This window comes from Actinoalloteichus sp. GBA129-24 (assembly GCF_001941645.1).
GTDB lineage: Bacteria > Actinomycetota > Actinomycetes > Mycobacteriales > Pseudonocardiaceae > Actinoalloteichus_A > Actinoalloteichus_A fjordicus.
In genome coordinates this window covers 6,982,380-6,996,446 of record NZ_CP016077.1, presented here as the reverse complement: position 1 = coordinate 6,996,446, position 14,067 = coordinate 6,982,380, and the positions used below count along the sequence as shown (strand labels likewise).

At 71.5% G+C, this 14,067-nt stretch carries 15 protein-coding genes; 10 read left to right on the top strand and 5 right to left on the bottom strand.

Annotation, left to right across the window (positions count from 1 at the left end; genetic code table 11):
• The first annotated feature begins 301 nt into the window (after positions 1-301).
• The 4 genes from UA75_RS30100 (at position 302) to UA75_RS30085 (ending at position 2,286) form a co-directional block, all read left to right on the top strand.
• Positions 302-679 carry a hypothetical protein gene (locus tag UA75_RS30100; RefSeq protein ID WP_075743103.1) on the top strand — a complete coding sequence of 126 codons (378 nt, stop codon included), beginning with the start codon at positions 302-304 and terminating at the stop codon, positions 677-679.
• Entirely contained in the window at positions 676-987 is a 312-nt protein-coding gene (locus tag UA75_RS30095; RefSeq protein WP_075743102.1) for a hypothetical protein, read from the top strand. The genes UA75_RS30100 and UA75_RS30095 overlap by 4 nt, the downstream gene beginning before the upstream one ends.
• 112 nt (positions 988-1,099) lie before the next feature.
• The gene (locus tag UA75_RS30090) at positions 1,100-1,891 is read left to right on the top strand and encodes a hypothetical protein (protein ID WP_075743101.1); all 792 of its coding nucleotides are present in this window, start codon (positions 1,100-1,102) and stop codon (positions 1,889-1,891) included.
• Positions 1,891-2,286, top strand: coding sequence for a hypothetical protein (locus UA75_RS30085; RefSeq protein WP_198042880.1), 396 nt, complete (start codon positions 1,891-1,893; stop codon positions 2,284-2,286). Before UA75_RS30090 ends, UA75_RS30085 begins: the two co-directional genes overlap by 1 nt.
• 99 nt (positions 2,287-2,385) lie before the next feature.
• Here UA75_RS30085 and UA75_RS30080 read toward each other — a convergent pair whose 3' ends face one another.
• Entirely contained in the window at positions 2,386-3,063 is a 678-nt protein-coding gene (locus UA75_RS30080; protein ID WP_075743099.1) for a hypothetical protein, read from the bottom strand.
• Between the two features lie 60 nt (positions 3,064-3,123).
• On the opposite strand from UA75_RS30080, the gene UA75_RS30075 reads away from it, so the two are divergent.
• Complete coding sequence (locus tag UA75_RS30075; protein ID WP_075743098.1) at positions 3,124-4,416, top strand: adenylosuccinate synthase; 1,293 nt, start codon at positions 3,124-3,126, stop codon at positions 4,414-4,416.
• A gap of 147 nt (positions 4,417-4,563) precedes the next feature.
• Here the strand turns inward: UA75_RS30075 and UA75_RS30070 are convergent, their stop codons facing one another.
• Positions 4,564-6,192, bottom strand: coding sequence for a Na+/H+ antiporter (locus UA75_RS30070; RefSeq protein ID WP_075743097.1), 1,629 nt, complete (start codon positions 6,190-6,192; stop codon positions 4,564-4,566).
• Positions 6,193-6,325: 133 nt separating this feature from the next.
• Here UA75_RS30070 and purD point away from each other — a divergent pair, with 133 nt between their 5' ends.
• Positions 6,326-7,597, top strand: a complete 1,272-nt coding sequence (gene purD / locus UA75_RS30065; RefSeq protein WP_075744381.1) for a phosphoribosylamine--glycine ligase — start codon at positions 6,326-6,328, stop codon at positions 7,595-7,597.
• Between the two features lie 187 nt (positions 7,598-7,784).
• A complete protein-coding gene (locus UA75_RS30060; protein WP_157434511.1) occupies positions 7,785-8,276 on the top strand; it encodes a hypothetical protein in 492 nt (163 codons plus the stop codon).
• A 55-nt stretch (positions 8,277-8,331) separates the two neighbouring features.
• Here UA75_RS30060 and UA75_RS30055 read toward each other — a convergent pair whose 3' ends face one another.
• Positions 8,332-9,510, bottom strand: coding sequence for an aminotransferase class I/II-fold pyridoxal phosphate-dependent enzyme (locus UA75_RS30055; RefSeq protein ID WP_075743095.1), 1,179 nt, complete (start codon positions 9,508-9,510; stop codon positions 8,332-8,334).
• Positions 9,511-10,036: 526 nt separating this feature from the next.
• Between UA75_RS30055 and UA75_RS34200 the strand changes: the two genes are divergently transcribed.
• The gene (locus UA75_RS34200) at positions 10,037-10,210 is read left to right on the top strand and encodes a hypothetical protein (RefSeq protein ID WP_198042879.1); all 174 of its coding nucleotides are present in this window, start codon (positions 10,037-10,039) and stop codon (positions 10,208-10,210) included.
• A 173-nt stretch (positions 10,211-10,383) separates the two neighbouring features.
• On the opposite strand, the gene UA75_RS30045 is transcribed toward UA75_RS34200, so the two are convergent.
• Positions 10,384-11,001, bottom strand: coding sequence for an HAD-IA family hydrolase (locus tag UA75_RS30045; protein ID WP_075744380.1), 618 nt, complete (start codon positions 10,999-11,001; stop codon positions 10,384-10,386).
• A gap of 152 nt (positions 11,002-11,153) precedes the next feature.
• On the bottom strand, positions 11,154-12,167 hold the full coding sequence (locus tag UA75_RS30040) for a threonine aldolase family protein (RefSeq protein ID WP_075743093.1): 1,014 nt from the start codon (positions 12,165-12,167) through the stop codon (positions 11,154-11,156).
• Between the two features lie 241 nt (positions 12,168-12,408).
• On the opposite strand from UA75_RS30040, the gene UA75_RS30035 reads away from it, so the two are divergent.
• Positions 12,409-12,927: a SigE family RNA polymerase sigma factor gene (locus tag UA75_RS30035; protein ID WP_075743092.1), complete on the top strand. Its 519-nt coding sequence runs from the start codon at positions 12,409-12,411 to the stop codon at positions 12,925-12,927.
• A 39-nt stretch (positions 12,928-12,966) separates the two neighbouring features.
• Positions 12,967-13,680 carry a hypothetical protein gene (locus tag UA75_RS30030; protein ID WP_075743091.1) on the top strand — a complete coding sequence of 238 codons (714 nt, stop codon included), beginning with the start codon at positions 12,967-12,969 and terminating at the stop codon, positions 13,678-13,680.
• Positions 13,681-14,067 lie beyond the last annotated feature (387 nt).

The window sequence follows — 14,067 nt, the reverse complement described above, 5'->3', positions numbered from 1 at the left end:
CACGGGTGCCGCAGTTTGAGCCGCTCGCAGCCCTCGCCGTCGGTTGCCGTCGCCGACACGGTGGCGATCACCGGAGCATTGCGTCGATGGGGCGGTGCCCTGTGATTGGCCTCGTTGCCCTCGCCCTGGCACTCATCGCCGCAGGCATCCCGCTCACGGTCTGCGGGTATCGGACCCCGCGCCCAGCGCGGTCCCGCACCGTGTCGGCGGTGTCGATCCTGGCGCGGTGTGCGGCGGAGGCGGCGTCGGTGCCTGCGGGTTTTCGCCCGGCGTGGCGGATGCAGGTTGTGGCGGGTCGGCGATGAGCGGGGCGCGGTCGGTGGCCGCGCAGTGGATCGTCCGCTGTGTCCGCCAGCCCGCCTTCGTGTCCGTGTCCCCGGCGGGGCGTTGCCTGCTGGTGGCCGGTGATCGCGGCGATCGGCCCGAGGTGGCGGCGGAGATCACCCGCTCGGACGCGCGGATTCTGCTCGCCGCGTTGGACGGCCGCCAGGACATCTCGCTGGCGGCGATGCACTACGGCGAGGATCGGCGGGTCCGGGTGCTGCACACGGCCGAGGTCGTGGAGCTGTCCATCATGGACTTCCGGGATCTGCTCGGCCGGTGGCTGCTGGACTCGGCACGGGTGCCGGAGCTGGCCGAGTCGATGCGGGCCGCGCTGGCCGAGGCGATGGCGTCGTGACCGGCGTCCGGATCGCCTCGGTGACGAGGCTGCGGCCCCGCCGGGCCGGCCGCCCGGCCGGCCACGACGCCGCCCGCACCGCCGAGCCGGTGGAGTGGTTCGTCCGGTCGGTCCGCCAGGCCGACACCCACCACGGGCGAACCGAGCATCGCGCAGGCTCGACCCTGGTCCGGCCCGCCTGCGGGGAACAGAGCTTCTCGGCGCTCAACCAGCAGCCGATTCTCCAGTGCTATTACGACGATCAGGAATGTCGGCGCTGCCTGGCCCTGCTCGGCATTCGCACCCTCGTCTCGGTGGCAGCGCCATGACCGCCGCAGGCCGACCGCGCAGCCGAGGCGGGCTGACCCTCAGCCGGCCGTTGCCGTCCCGACGCGCGGCACGAATCCGGCCCTATGTCCTGGCGATCACCGGGGGTAGGTAGTGACCGGCGGACGGAGGATCGCCGAGGAGTCGCTGCTGCTGGAGCAGTCCGCGCTGCCGGCGGCGGGATTGTTCCTGGACGTCCATCAGCTTCCGGTGCTCGCGGGCGAGCCGATCCCGGTCGACGGCGACCAGGTCGCCGCGTTGTGCGGGACCTCGGTGGTCATCGGGCCACCACCCGCTGAGGTGTTGCCGGGCATCCCCGCCACCCACACCGCCGCCTGCGCGGACTGCCAGGCCGTCATCGATGACGTCGACACGCCGTCGGTGCTGGTCGAGGACGGCGAACCCGTGGCACCGGCCTACCTCCGCCGAACCGGCACCGTCCTCGTGCACGTCATCGAACTCGCCGCCGCCGAGGTGCTGCCCGCCGTCCTCATCGCGCGATGCGGCGTGACGTTCCACCCCGGCGACCCCGTCGACCGAGTCGAGTTCGGCGACGGCGTCCCGTGCACCCGCTGCCTGCTGCGCTCGTCATCGAGCCTGCTCGGCAGGTCGGGTGCCTGCCTAGCCGAGGCACCCGAGAACGACACGACACACCATCCCGACCCGGCCAGAGGAGCGAACGACGAATGTCCGACACCAGCCCGACCGACACCGCCCGCCTTGTCCCGAATTCGCCCGGTTCGCGGGTCGGCGGCTCGTCCTCGACGGGATCGGCGACCCCGGCAGCGCGAACGGCCTCGCCGCCCCTCGTCGGCGGTCGGCCGACGGCCGCCGACCCGCCCACTCCACCGGTCGCACTGGACATCGCGGTGGGGGCGCGCACGGTTGCGGCCGAGCCCTGGGTGATGTGGGAGACGCTGATCGCCGCCGTCCAACGCTGGACCGTGCAACCCGCCGACGCCCTGCGCAACAACCACGGCATCACCGTCTACGACTACCGACTCCTGCGCCTGCTCGCCCGCGCACCCCGACCCATGCGCAAGGCCATCACCAACACCGCACTCGACCTCCCACCCCGCAGCCTCGACCACAGCGTCACCCGCCTCGCCGACCGCGGCTACCTCACCGTCACCGGCCGAGGCAACGAGAAACGACTGGCACTCACCGACCTCGGCATCGCCTTCCTCGAAGCGGTCATCGACACCCTTCGGACGGCGACGGCGGACAGCCTCCCCGCGAACGCCCTGTCACCCCGAGACCGAACGGTCCTCGTCACCCTCCTCAACCGACTACGCCGCTGAGTTCCACGCCGTGAGCAGCCCCGATGTGCCGTCGGGTCCGTTGGACGGGGGCTGAGGGCGCTGTGGCCGGTCGGCAGTCCGTCTCGCTGCGACGACGGCTCAGACCAGTCCTCGGACCAGCCGAAGGTCCTCGGTGTGCCGGTACCAGATCCACTTGTTGACCGGCCGGGGATGAGTGACGCCGTCGCGGACCACGCGCGTCGGCAGGCAGCCGATCTGCACCGCGCGGCCTGCCGCCGAGGCGCCTCGGCCGCCGAACAGGCTGCGGCGGACGGTCCGCACGACCAGGCCCTCGCCCGCGCCGGGGTCCGGGGTGACCTCGAGCCTGCCCGCCTGGCCGCGCAGCACCAACTCGTCGTCGCAGTAGGCGACCCCGCGCAGCGGCCCGAGGACGCCCCGGCCCAGCAGCACGCCGCCGACGTCGTCGCGGATCAACGGGACCCGGTCCGGATCGCCCGCCAAGGCCAGGTCCAGGGCGCGGCCGGGGTCGCGGGCAGGCAGGTCCCACAGGTCGGCCACCACCGAGGACGCCTCGGCGGGCACGTAGCCGACGGCGACCGAGTCGAGCAGTTCACGGCGCAGCAGTCGGAGCACCACGGCGGACAGGTCGGCGTCGGTGCCGTGGACCAGCAGCCTGCCGTCGGGAAGGTCCGTCAGCAGCGGATCGATCTCCGTCTTCCCCGGCGCAGGGCTCACTCGATGCAGTGAGATATCGCTACGCTGAGTGAGGCCGGGGAACTCGTTGTTTCCGCAGGCCAGTGCGACCACAGCCACCATTCGCTCCTGGTTTACCCTCGTTCACCGGCATTGCCCGTTCAGGCTGGTTGGAGAATCCATATGCCCGCGATCGTGCTGATCGGCGCCCAATGGGGCGACGAGGGCAAGGGTAAGGCCACCGACTTGCTCGGTGGGAGTGTGCAGTGGGTGGTGCGGTACCAGGGCGGTAACAACGCCGGGCACACCGTGGTCCTGCCCGATGGTCAGGACTTCGCCCTGCACCTCATCCCGTCCGGCATCCTCACCCCGCAGATCACGAACGTGATCGGCAACGGCGTGGTCATCGACCCCGCCGTGCTGCTCGAGGAGCTGGCCGGACTCGAAGGTCGCGGAGTGGACACCTCGAAGCTGCTCATCTCCGCCGACGCGCACCTGATCATGCCGTATCACGTCGCCATCGACCGGGTGACCGAGCGTTACCTCGGCAAGGCGAAGATCGGCACCACCGGCCGGGGCATCGGCCCCGCCTACCAGGACAAGGTCGCCAGGGTCGGCGTCCGGGTCCAGGACCTTCTCGACGAGAAGATCCTCCGGCAGAAGGTGGAGGCGGCCCTGGAGTTCAAGAACCAGGTGCTGGTCAAGGTCTACAACCGGCGCGCGCTCGACCTCGACGAGGTCGTGACCGACGCGCTGGAGTACGGCGCCCGCTTCGCGAGCCGGATCGCCGACACGCGGCTGCTGCTCAACCAGGCGTTGGAGCGCGGCGAGACGGTGCTGCTGGAGGGCTCGCAGGGCACGCTGCTCGACGTCGATCACGGCACGTATCCGTTCGTGACCTCCTCCAGCCCCACCTCGGGCGGGGCGTCGGTCGGCTCGGGCATCGGCCCGACGCGGATCGGCACGGTGATCGGCATCGTGAAGGCCTACACCACGCGCGTCGGCTCCGGTCCCTTCCCGACCGAGCTGAACGACGAGATGGGCGAGCGGCTCCGCAAGACCGGCGGCGAGGTGGGCGTGACCACCGGCCGGGCCCGCCGGACCGGCTGGTTCGACGCGGTGATCGCCCGGTACGCGCAGCGGGTCAACGGCATTACCGACTTCTTCCTCACCAAGCTCGACGTGCTCTCCGGGCTGGAGAAGGTGCCGGTGTGCGTCGGCTACGAGGTCGACGGCACGCGGGTCGACGACATGCCGATGACGCAGACCGACGTCCACCACGCCGTCCCGGTGTACGAGGAGCTGCCCGGCTGGTGGGAGGACATCTCCCAGTGCCGGACGTACGAGGAGCTGCCCGCCGCCGCCCGCGCCTACGTCGAGCGGCTGGAGGAGCTGTCCGGCGCCCGGATCTCGGCCATCGGCGTCGGACCGGGCCGGGAGCAGACCATCCAGCGGCACTCGCTCCTCGGCGGCTGACGACGACCCGACGGCACGGACCGGCGCCCGCCGGTTCGTGCCCCGGCGGCCGCCCGCCCGCCGCGCGGTGGGCGGCAGGGGTTCGGCGGCGATCATCGACGACGCCGGGCGGGCCGCGTCGAGTTCGACCGGCGGCGCGTCGTCGGTTCAGCGGTTGCGCCACGAGTTGGAGAGAGCCGCCTCCTCCAGATCCAGTTCCCGCAGCACCCGGCGCAGCACCTCCTCGTCGATCCGGCCGGTGTCCCGCTGGTTGATCAACTCGACCCGCTGGGCATCGATCAGCTCGCGTCGAAGTCGCGTGAACAGGCGCTGGGTGTTCTCCCGCCGTTCCGACTCGCTCTGCCCGAGCAGGCGGATGGCCTCGTCGCCCGCCAGCCGCACACTGGTGCGCAGCCTGCGGGCGACCTTCTCGGCCTCCGCCTCACTGGGGAAGTCCTCCTTGGCGATCAGCACGTCGAGTCTGCGCAGGGCGGCCTCCATGGCGCTGCGTCGTGCCTCGATCTCGCTCACCGCGTCCTGTTCGTCCTCCTGTGGATCGCTCATCCCGAGCCTTCTGATCAGCCACGGCAGGGTGAGCCCATGCACGAGCAGGGTGCCTACGGTGACCACGAAGGCGGCGAACTGGATCGATTCCCTGGCCGGGAACGGGCTGCCGTCCAGCGTGGTCAGCGGCACGGCTCCCGCCGCGGCGAGAGTGACGACGCCGCGCATGCCGGTCCAGGACAGCACCAGCACCTGGCGCCACGGTGGTCGATGTCGGCCGCTGGTCGGCCCGAACAGCGACGAGATCACGGGGATGTAGGTCGTGCCGAACAACCAGACCACCCGGATGAGGATGGCGGCCACCAGCAGGAGGAACGAGGCGCCGACCAGTTGGAGCAGGTCGCGGCCCTCGTCGCGGACCGAGGCGATGATGGTCCGCAGCGTCAGACCGATCAACGAGAACACCACGCACTCCAGCAGCAGGTTCACCGCTCGCCAGATCGTCTGCACTTCCAGCCGCTCCCGCGCGCTCAGCTTGTGGGAGTGGTGGCCGATATGCAGCCCGGCGGCGATGACGGCGAGCACCCCGGAGCCGTGGAACTCCTCGGCCAGGCCGTAGGCACCGAACGGCAGCACGATGCTCATCGCCGTGCCGACCCGGCCCGCCACGTCGCTCCCGGACATGCGTTCCCAGGCCAGTCGAACGCCGACGGCGAGCGCCATGCCGATGAGCAGCCCGATGACCACGGCCTGGGCGAAGATCAGGAATCCACCGGAGACCGACGTCGCGGCGCCCAGCGCTGCGGCGAGCGCGATCCGGTAGATCGTCAGCGCGACGGCGTCGTTGATCAGGCTCTCCCCGGTCACCACGGTCATCAGCCGCCGGGGCAGCCGCATCCTGCGGCCGACGGAGGCTGCGGTCACCGCGTCGGGTGGGGCCAGGACCGCGCCGAGCACGAGCGCCGCAGCCAAGGGCAGGTCCTGGATGAACAGGTCCGCGAGGAGCCCGAGGGAGACGGCCGTGACCACCACGAGCACGACCCCGAGCTGGAGGATCGGGCGGGCGCTGCCCCTGAGCCTGATCAGCGAGGAGTCCAGCGCGGCCGTGTACAGCAGGGGCGGGAGCACGACTGTCAGCAGTAGGTCCGGGTTGATCACGAACTCCGACAGGCCCGGAATGAGGGACACGATCAGACCGACCGCGACGAGCAGCAACGGTGCGATCAGGTTGTTCTTCTTCGCGAAGGCGGTCACCAGCAGGGCGCAGAAGAGCACCACGAGCAGCTGACCCACGTGCGCTCCCCGCCTCTCGACGCCGCGACGGATCGACCGTAAACGGGAACGGACGCCCCTGCCGGGTGGCTCGACACGCGTGGGTCCGGGGGCCGCAGGTCGCCCCGACCGAGGCGGAACTACGCTGCTCGGCGTGCGAATCCTGGTAATCGGAGCCGGTGCCCGCGAACACGCGATCCTGCTTGCGCTGTCGCAGGACCCTGCCGTCACGGCCCTGGCCGTCTCACCGGGCAACGCGGGTATCGCCGCGCTCGCCGAGACGCTGGGGATCGATGCGACCGACCCGACGGCCGTGGTGTCGGCGGCGACGAGCTGGGCGGCCGACCTCGTCGTCGTGGGCCCGGAGGTGCCGCTGGTGGCCGGGCTGGGCGACGCGCTGCGCACCGCAGGCATCGCCTGTTTCGGCCCGACGAAGGCCGCGGCGGCCATCGAGGGCTCCAAGGCCTTCGCCAAGGACGTCATGGCGGCGGCGAAGGTCCCGACCGCGCACAGCGAGGTGGTCGACAATCCCGCCCATCTGGACTCGGCGCTGGGCCGGTTCGGCCCGGTCTGGGTCGTCAAGGACGACGGGCTCGCTGCGGGCAAGGGCGTCGTGGTCACCCGTGACGTGGACGAGGCCCGAGCGCACGCGTTGACGCTGTTGGACGGCGGACACCCGGTGCTGCTCGAAGAGTTCCTCGACGGGCCGGAGGCGTCGCTGTTCTGCCTGGTCGACGGGACCACGGTGGTGCCGCTGCTGCCTGCTCAGGACTTCAAGCGCGTCGGCGACGGCGACACCGGGCCCAACACCGGCGGCATGGGCGCCTACGCGCCGCTGCCGTGGGCGGACGAGCACCTCGTGGACCGAGTGGTGGCCGAGGTCGTGCGCCCGACCGTCGAGGAGCTGAGCAGACGCGGGACGCCGTTCTCCGGCCTGTTGTACGCGGGGCTGGCCCTCACCGAGGCAGGCCCGCAGGTGATCGAGTTCAACTGCCGCTTCGGCGACCCCGAGACGCAGGCGGTGCTGGCCCTGCTGCGCACCCCGTTGAGCACCGTGCTGGCCTCGGTGGCGGGCGGCACCCTCGCGGACCTCGCGCCGCTGGACTGGGCGCCCGGTGCGGCCGTGACCGTGGTGATCGCCGCCGAGGGTTATCCGGGCAGGCCGCGCACCGGGGACGTCATCAGCGGCAGCGAGTCGGACGGCGTGCTGCACGCGGGCACCCGACGTCGGGAGGACGGCGCGGTGGTCTCCTCCGGCGGGCGCGTGCTCTCGATCGTCGGCACCGGCGGCGATCTGGCCGAGGCCAGGGCCGACGCCTACCGGCGCGTGGCGGGCGTGCACATCACCGGCTCCCACCATCGGGCGGACATCGCCGCCGCAGCCGTGCGTGGCGAGGTGGTCGACCCGGCGCAGTCGCACGCCTGAGCGCCCGGGAATCCCGTGCGGGACGTCCGGCGAAGACGGCAGACGGCCCAGGCCGCCCCTGTGGCGGAGTGATCCTGCCTGCCCCTCGACGCCGCATCGAACGACCGCATCGCCGAAAGCGGCCGTTCGAGCTGCGGTTGTTCACCTAAGGTGAATCCGACTTCAGCAGGACGACATCGAGGGACTCATGACACCAGGCAGCCGACCACGTCCAGCCGAGGCCTTGTTCCATGAGAAGAGGTACTCACCGCTGTGGAGCCAGCTGGTCGTCGTGTTCGGTGGACTGGCCGCGATCACGGCGGGTGTGGTCACCTACCTGAACGGTGAGGAAAGCCTGGCAGAAGCACTGGTCGCCGGGCTCGTCGGCCTGGCGATCATCGTCGTCCTCCTGCCGGTGGCAGGCACGGTGCTGGTCGCCGACGACTCGCTCATGCTCAGCCTGCGTCCGTTCAGCCGCCGGATCATCGCGGCCGAGGACATCAGCGACGTGCAGCAGCTCGATCAGGTCTCCGGCATGTACTACGGCGGCGTGGGCTGGCGCCGGAGTAGGGACGGACGGGTGCTGATCATGGGATCGGGGACCCGCGTCCAGATCCGGACGACCTCGGGCCCGACCTATGTCGTCGTCACCCGGCGCGCCGAGGAGCTGACGGACGCCCTGCACCGGATCGTGCGCTGACCAGCGGGCGCGACGCATCCGCCGGTACGCGGGATGCGCCGCGCCGACCGGGTGGTCAGCTGCGGCGGGCCAGCCACGGGCCCAGCCTGCGCAGGGCCTCGGCGACATCCTCCGTCGAACCGGCCACCGACATGCGCACGAAGCGGCCGCCGTCGATCGGGTCGAAGTCGATCCCCGGTACGACGGCCACCCCGGTGTCGGCCAGCAGGTGCTCGCAGAAGCCCATGCTGTCCTCGGTGAGGTGCGAGACGTCGGCGTAGACGTAGAACGCCCCGTCGGCCGGGGCGACTCGGGTGATGCCCAGCTCGCTCAGTCCGCGCAGCAGCAGGTCTCGATTCGTGCGATAGCGGACGACCTGTGCATCGGCCTCGGCATAGCTCTCCGGGGTGAACGCGGCGAGCGCCGCCTGCTGGGCCAGCGAGGACGGGCAGACGGTGAAGTTGCCCGCCAACGCCGAGACGGCCGACCGCAGGCCCTCGGGCACCAGTGCCCAGCCCAGCCGCCAGCCCGTCATCGACCAGTACTTCGAGAAGGAGTGCACGACGACGGCGTCCCGGCTGAACTGCCAGGCCGACGCGGTCTCGGCACCGTAGGAGATGCCGTGATAGATCTCGTCGCTGATCAGCCGGACGCCGTTGGCCCCGCACCAGTCGGACAGCGCGCCCAGTTCGGCGGGGCTCACCACGCTGCCGGTCGGATTGGCCGGGCTCGCCACGATCAGCCCGCGCACCGGCTCGTCCAGTGCCGCCAGCATGGCCGCCGTCGGCTGGAACCGGGTCTCGGGGCCGGTGGGCAGCTCGACGACCTCGCAGCCCAGGGCGCGGAGGATGTTGCGATAGGCCGGGTAGCCGGGTCGGGCCAGTGCCACTCGGTCGCCCGCCTCGAAACAGGCGAGGAACGCGAGCAGGAACGCGCCGGAGGCACCCGAGGTGACGACGACGTCCTGCGGGGCGACGGCCAGGTCGTAACGGGTCCGGTAATGGCCCGCGACGGCGGCCCGCAGCTCCTGCGTTCCCAGCTGCTCGGTGTAGCCGAGGGTGGTGGTGTTCAACGCCTCGGCGGCGGCGGCGCGAACGGCGGTGGGGGCGGGTGAGGAGGGCTGCCCCGCCACGAGTGACACCACGTCGCCGTGCTCTCTGGCCCGCTTCGCGGCGGCCGAGACGACGTTCATCACGTAGAAGGGTGCAACCTGCGCTCGGGTCGCGACGCGCAGTGGATCGAGTGCTGCTGGCATGACGCCAGATTAGGTCCGCAGGTTCGGCGGCGGGGTTGGGCGGGATGCGTCGTCGGCGCCTGCGGCGGAGGGGGTCCGGCGATGCGCGCCGGTCGGCGGCGGTCGGGAGGCTGCGGTTCCGTTCCTGACGCGGTATGCGACGCCCGCCTCGGCCTGCCCGCCCCGCCGCCTCGACCCTGCCCGGTCGAAGTCGCCGCCCCCGAAGTCGCCGCCCCCGAAGTCGCCGAGTCGGGCTGGGCAGTCCCGAGATCGACCGGCCTGATCGTGACGCGATTCGATCTCGTCCGGCGGCAGCCCCGCCCCGGGCACCGCCTGCCCGGTCCCGCCGGGTGCCGCTCCGCGTCGGCGCCGCGCCACTCGGGTCCCCTTGGCGACCTGGCACCCGTGGCCCCGCACCCGCCCGTCGGCGGCGGGTCGGGGATGCCCTGAGCTTTCCCTGATGTCTGGTGTCGACTTCTTGTCCCCGCACCAGCTCATGCGAAGCTGGGGGAGCGGTGCTCCCGCGCCGTGGAATGGAGGCTCTTTCGTGTCGACTGTGTGGAAGGTCGTCGGCGTACTGCTCGTCGTCTGGCTGGCACTCTCTGTCCTGGGCGCCGTCGTCAAGGGACTGTTCTGGCTGGCGATCGTGGGTGGCGTGCTGTTCGTGGTGACGGCGGCCGTTGGTGCGCTCAAGAGCGGCAACAAGAAGCAGCTTCCGTAGCCGGGTCCGGCTCGGCGGATCGCCGAGGCAGGCGCACCTCCCTTCGGCGCGAGCCTGCTCGGCGAGGACGGCCTGGGCGATCGACCGGGTGCGGACGGGCGAGGAAGGACGCTGTGCGGGGGAGGCGGCTCCGCCGAGCGCGGGTCGGTGGGCGACCCTGCTCGGCGATCGCCTCAGCCGAGTACGCCCAGCTCCGTCAACCGACGGCGGATGCTCGCCGCGTCGTTCCAGGCCTCGGCCCACAGACCGGCCGTCCTGGCGCCGACCACGTTCGTCTGACGGTCGTCGAGGAAGAGGCAGTGACCGGGCTCGGTGCCGAGCGTCTCGACGAGGCCGCGCCAGATCGCGGGGTCGGGCTTGGCGATGCCGAGGTCACCCGAGAACACGAGGGTGCGGAAGTGCCGGGTCCACGGCTGCTGCTCGGCGGTCCGCGCGAAGGTCGTCGGCGCGTTGGAGAGCAGCGCTAACGGCACGCCGCTCTCGTCCAGTTCCGCGAGCAGCGCCAGGGTCGCCGCATCCGTGTGCAGCCAGCCTGCGACGTCGATCCCGGTCAGCGTGGCGGAGACGTCCTCGTCCACCTCGACCCCCAGCTGGTCGCCCACGGATCGCCAGTAGTCGAGGTCCGCGCAACCCCGGTCGTACGGATCACGGACGGCCCAGTAGGCCTCTTCGAACCGCTGCGGGGTGACGCCGAGCGTGGCGGCCAGCTCGGGCAGGGCAGCCGTGCGGCGGCTGATCACCTCTCCGTAGTCGAATACCACCCAGCGGATGTCGGGTTCGGTCGTCGGCATGGCGTCCTCCAGGGGTCTCGGCACGATCTTGTTGAGCCTGCCGTCCATCCTTGCCGCCTGCTGCGGAGGCGGTCATCCGCGGACGAGGGGCGTCCGTTGCGGAAGTCGGCGGTCGGCGGCGGAGTCGGCAGGCGGTCGTCGCAGACGTCGCTTCAGCGGGCGATTCGGCGCAGCACTGTTCGCAGGTCGCTGCGGGTGACGTCTCGGTGAGTGACGAAGCGGACCCGGCCGGCCATGGGCGTTGCGAGGACTCCCTGGCTCGCGAGCCGCTCCAGCGTCGATCGGACGTCGGCTACCGAGGCGAGCACGATGTTGGTCTGCGGCAGATCGACCTCCCAGCCCAGTTCGACCAGGCCCTTGGCCAGGAAGGTCGCGTTCGCGTGGTCCTTGCCGAGCTGGTCGATCCGGTCCAGGGCGACCAGGCCCGCCGCTGCGAGGACGCCGCCCTGTCGGACGCCGCCGCCCAGCATCTTGCGGACGCGACGGGCCTCGGCGATGAACTCGACGGAACCGGCGATGACCGATCCGACGGGCGCCCCGAGCCCCTTGCTCAGGCAGACCTGGACGGTGTCGACGCCGACGGTCAGGGCGGCAGGCGGCACCTCCATCGCGATCGCGGCATGCCACAGCCGAGCCCCGTCCAGATGTACCCGCAGCCCGCCCGCCGAGGCGGCCGACACGAGCAGCGCGTGCTCGTCGGGCGGCGTCACGACCCCGCCCGCGGCGTTGTGCGTGTTCTCCAGGCACAGCAGCGTGGTGCGCAGCGAGTAGTACGGCCCCTCGGCGGCGGCGGCCTCGGCCACGTCCGACGGCGAGAGACGACCCGCTCCGTCGGTCCACGGCAGGGTGCGGGGCATCCCGCCCGCCAGCCAGGCGGCGGTGCCCAGCTCGTTGTGCAGGACGTGCGCGTGCTCGGCGGCGAGGAAGACGTCGCCCCGCCGGAGGTGGAGCATCAGCGCGATGGCGTTGCCCATGCATCCGGTCGGGACCCAGAGGGCGGCGGCCGTGCCGAGCAGGCCTGCCACGCGCTCCTCCAATGCGCGCATGGTGGGGTCGCCGTCGAGGACGTCGTCGCCGACCTCGGCATCGGCCATGGCGTTGCGCATGGTCTTGTCGGGGCGGGTGACGGTGTCGGATCGGAGATCGATAGGCGGTAGTTTGGTCACGAACAGATCACACCACAGTCGAGACGGCGGTGCGAAGACGGCGTTTCGTCGGGACTTCGCCGCCTGATCGAGAGGATTCTCCTGAAGGCATGTCTGACTTGTCCTGCACCGTCTGATTCGACCACGCCCGCTGGTCCGCCTGCTTCGCCCAGGCCGGCTCGGCGGGCCGAACGCGCACATGCAACCGTCTGGCGGGGATGTTCCGTCTGAAGACATAGAGACCAGGAGCGGAGAGTTCCGCGTGGACCAGCGTGAGGAGCAGGAGTTCGCGACGTACTTCGCGGCTCGGCGGGAGGCGGTGCGTCGGATGGCATATCTGCTGTGCGGCGACTGGCATCGTGCGGACGACCTCGCTCAGACTGCCTTCGTGACGCTGCATCGTCGGTGGCACAAGATCCGCGACCGTGAGGCGTTGGACGCCTATGTCCGCCGGGTCGTGGTCCGGGCGATGATCGACGAGACGCGGCGGCCGTGGCGACGAGAGCACTTCGTCGACCAGCTGCCCGACCAGCCGGACAGCGCGCCGGGGACGGCGGACCGGGTCGCCACCAGGCAGACCCTGTTGGCCGGGCTTCAGCAGGTCGCGCCCCGGCAGCGCGCCGTGCTGGTGCTGAGGTTCCTGGAGGGTCTGGACGTGTCGGGCGTGGCAGCGGTGCTGGGCTGCACGGAGGGCACGGTGAAGAGTCAGACCGCCCGAGGTCTGGAGTCGCTGCGGAGTGTTCTCGGCGACGCTTTGGATGATCTGAGGTCGGCATCATGAGCTGGATGGCCGCACAGTGCCGCGAGGAGGTGGGTTCGGATGGATGAGAAGAAGCTGTCCGGGCTGTTCCACGATGCGGTCGGCGACGCGCCACCCGCCTCGTTCGACGAGCAGGACGTCGTGCGCACGTCGCACCGGGTGACGGTGCGGCGCCGGATGACGGCGGCGGGCGGTTCGGTGCTCGGCGTGGCCGTGTTGACGGGCGGTCTCGTCTTGGGTGGACTGCTGCCGGGATTCGACGGACCAGGACCGAGCGGCGACCTGGCACAGACTGAGGCGCCCTCGGAGGACCAGCGGTCTCCCAGCGTCATGGTGCAACCCCTCCCCGAGTCCTCGCAGGAGTCCGGTCCGACCGCGAGCGAGGGATCGCCGATGAGCAGCGCGGAGACCGGATTCCAGGACGGCTGCGGCGAGGTGGACCCGGTGCTCGCCGATCTGTTGGCCCAGGAACTGCCCGAGACCGCCGACGAGACGCCGCAGCCCGCCGCTCTCAACTGCCTGCCCGGCGCCAGAGCGGTGAGCGTCGAGGTCCAGGACGACTCGGGCATCGGGGTGCTGTCGGTCGTGCTGGCCCCGGAGCCCGCCGGCAGCCCGACCGCCGCCGAGCTTCCCGAGGAGGGCGTGAACGCCTCCATCTCCACGGCGAACGGCGAGCTGCTGACCGTGACGGTGGAGCCGCGACAGGGCTCGGGCGACGCACCCCATGCCGATGAGGTCGGCGATCTCCTCAGTCGCCTCGCGGACCGGTTGTAGCGACGATCCGGGTCTGACGGCTCGCCGCTGACGGGGCGAGCCGGCCTCGGCGGTCCGGCCACGGCGGCGCGGGTGCCGAGACGCGCCGACGGCCGCACGGCCTGTCCATGGCGGCTCGGCTTCGCCGCTGCGCGCTTCCCGGTTTCGCGGTCGTCGCCGTCGGCTCGTCTCGCCTTGTCCTCCGTCGCCGTCGTCTCCGGTCGGCCCTTGCCCGTCTCGCGCCGCCCGACCCGTCGTCCCACGTCTCCCGCCGCCGCGCGGGCCTGCCGCCTGAGGTGGCAGGTCGCGCTCCGGCTGACGCCGCCGCGAATCGCTCAGATCGCCGAGTCATGGTCTCCTTCAGCTGCACTCTTCTCCTTCTTTCTCCGAGCGTCTCGCCGCCCAACG

Bases quoted from the DNA above. Each gene is read 5' to 3' on its own strand.
- UA75_RS30100 (WP_075743103.1), top strand. From the start codon at position 302: ATGAGCGGGGCGCGGTCGGTGGCCGCGCAGTGGATCGTCCGCTGTGTC.
- UA75_RS30085 (WP_198042880.1), top strand. From the start codon at position 1,891: ATGTGGGAGACGCTGATCGCCGCCGTCCAACGCTGGACCGTGCAACCC.
- UA75_RS30080 (WP_075743099.1), bottom strand. From the start codon at position 3,063: ATGGTGGCTGTGGTCGCACTGGCCTGCGGAAACAACGAGTTCCCCGGC.
- UA75_RS30075 (WP_075743098.1), top strand. From the start codon at position 3,124: ATGCCCGCGATCGTGCTGATCGGCGCCCAATGGGGCGACGAGGGCAAG.
- UA75_RS30060 (WP_157434511.1), top strand. From the start codon at position 7,785: ATGACACCAGGCAGCCGACCACGTCCAGCCGAGGCCTTGTTCCATGAG.
- UA75_RS30055 (WP_075743095.1), bottom strand. From the start codon at position 9,510: ATGCCAGCAGCACTCGATCCACTGCGCGTCGCGACCCGAGCGCAGGTT.
- UA75_RS30045 (WP_075744380.1), bottom strand. From the start codon at position 11,001: ATGCCGACGACCGAACCCGACATCCGCTGGGTGGTATTCGACTACGGA.
- UA75_RS30030 (WP_075743091.1), top strand. From the start codon at position 12,967: ATGGATGAGAAGAAGCTGTCCGGGCTGTTCCACGATGCGGTCGGCGAC.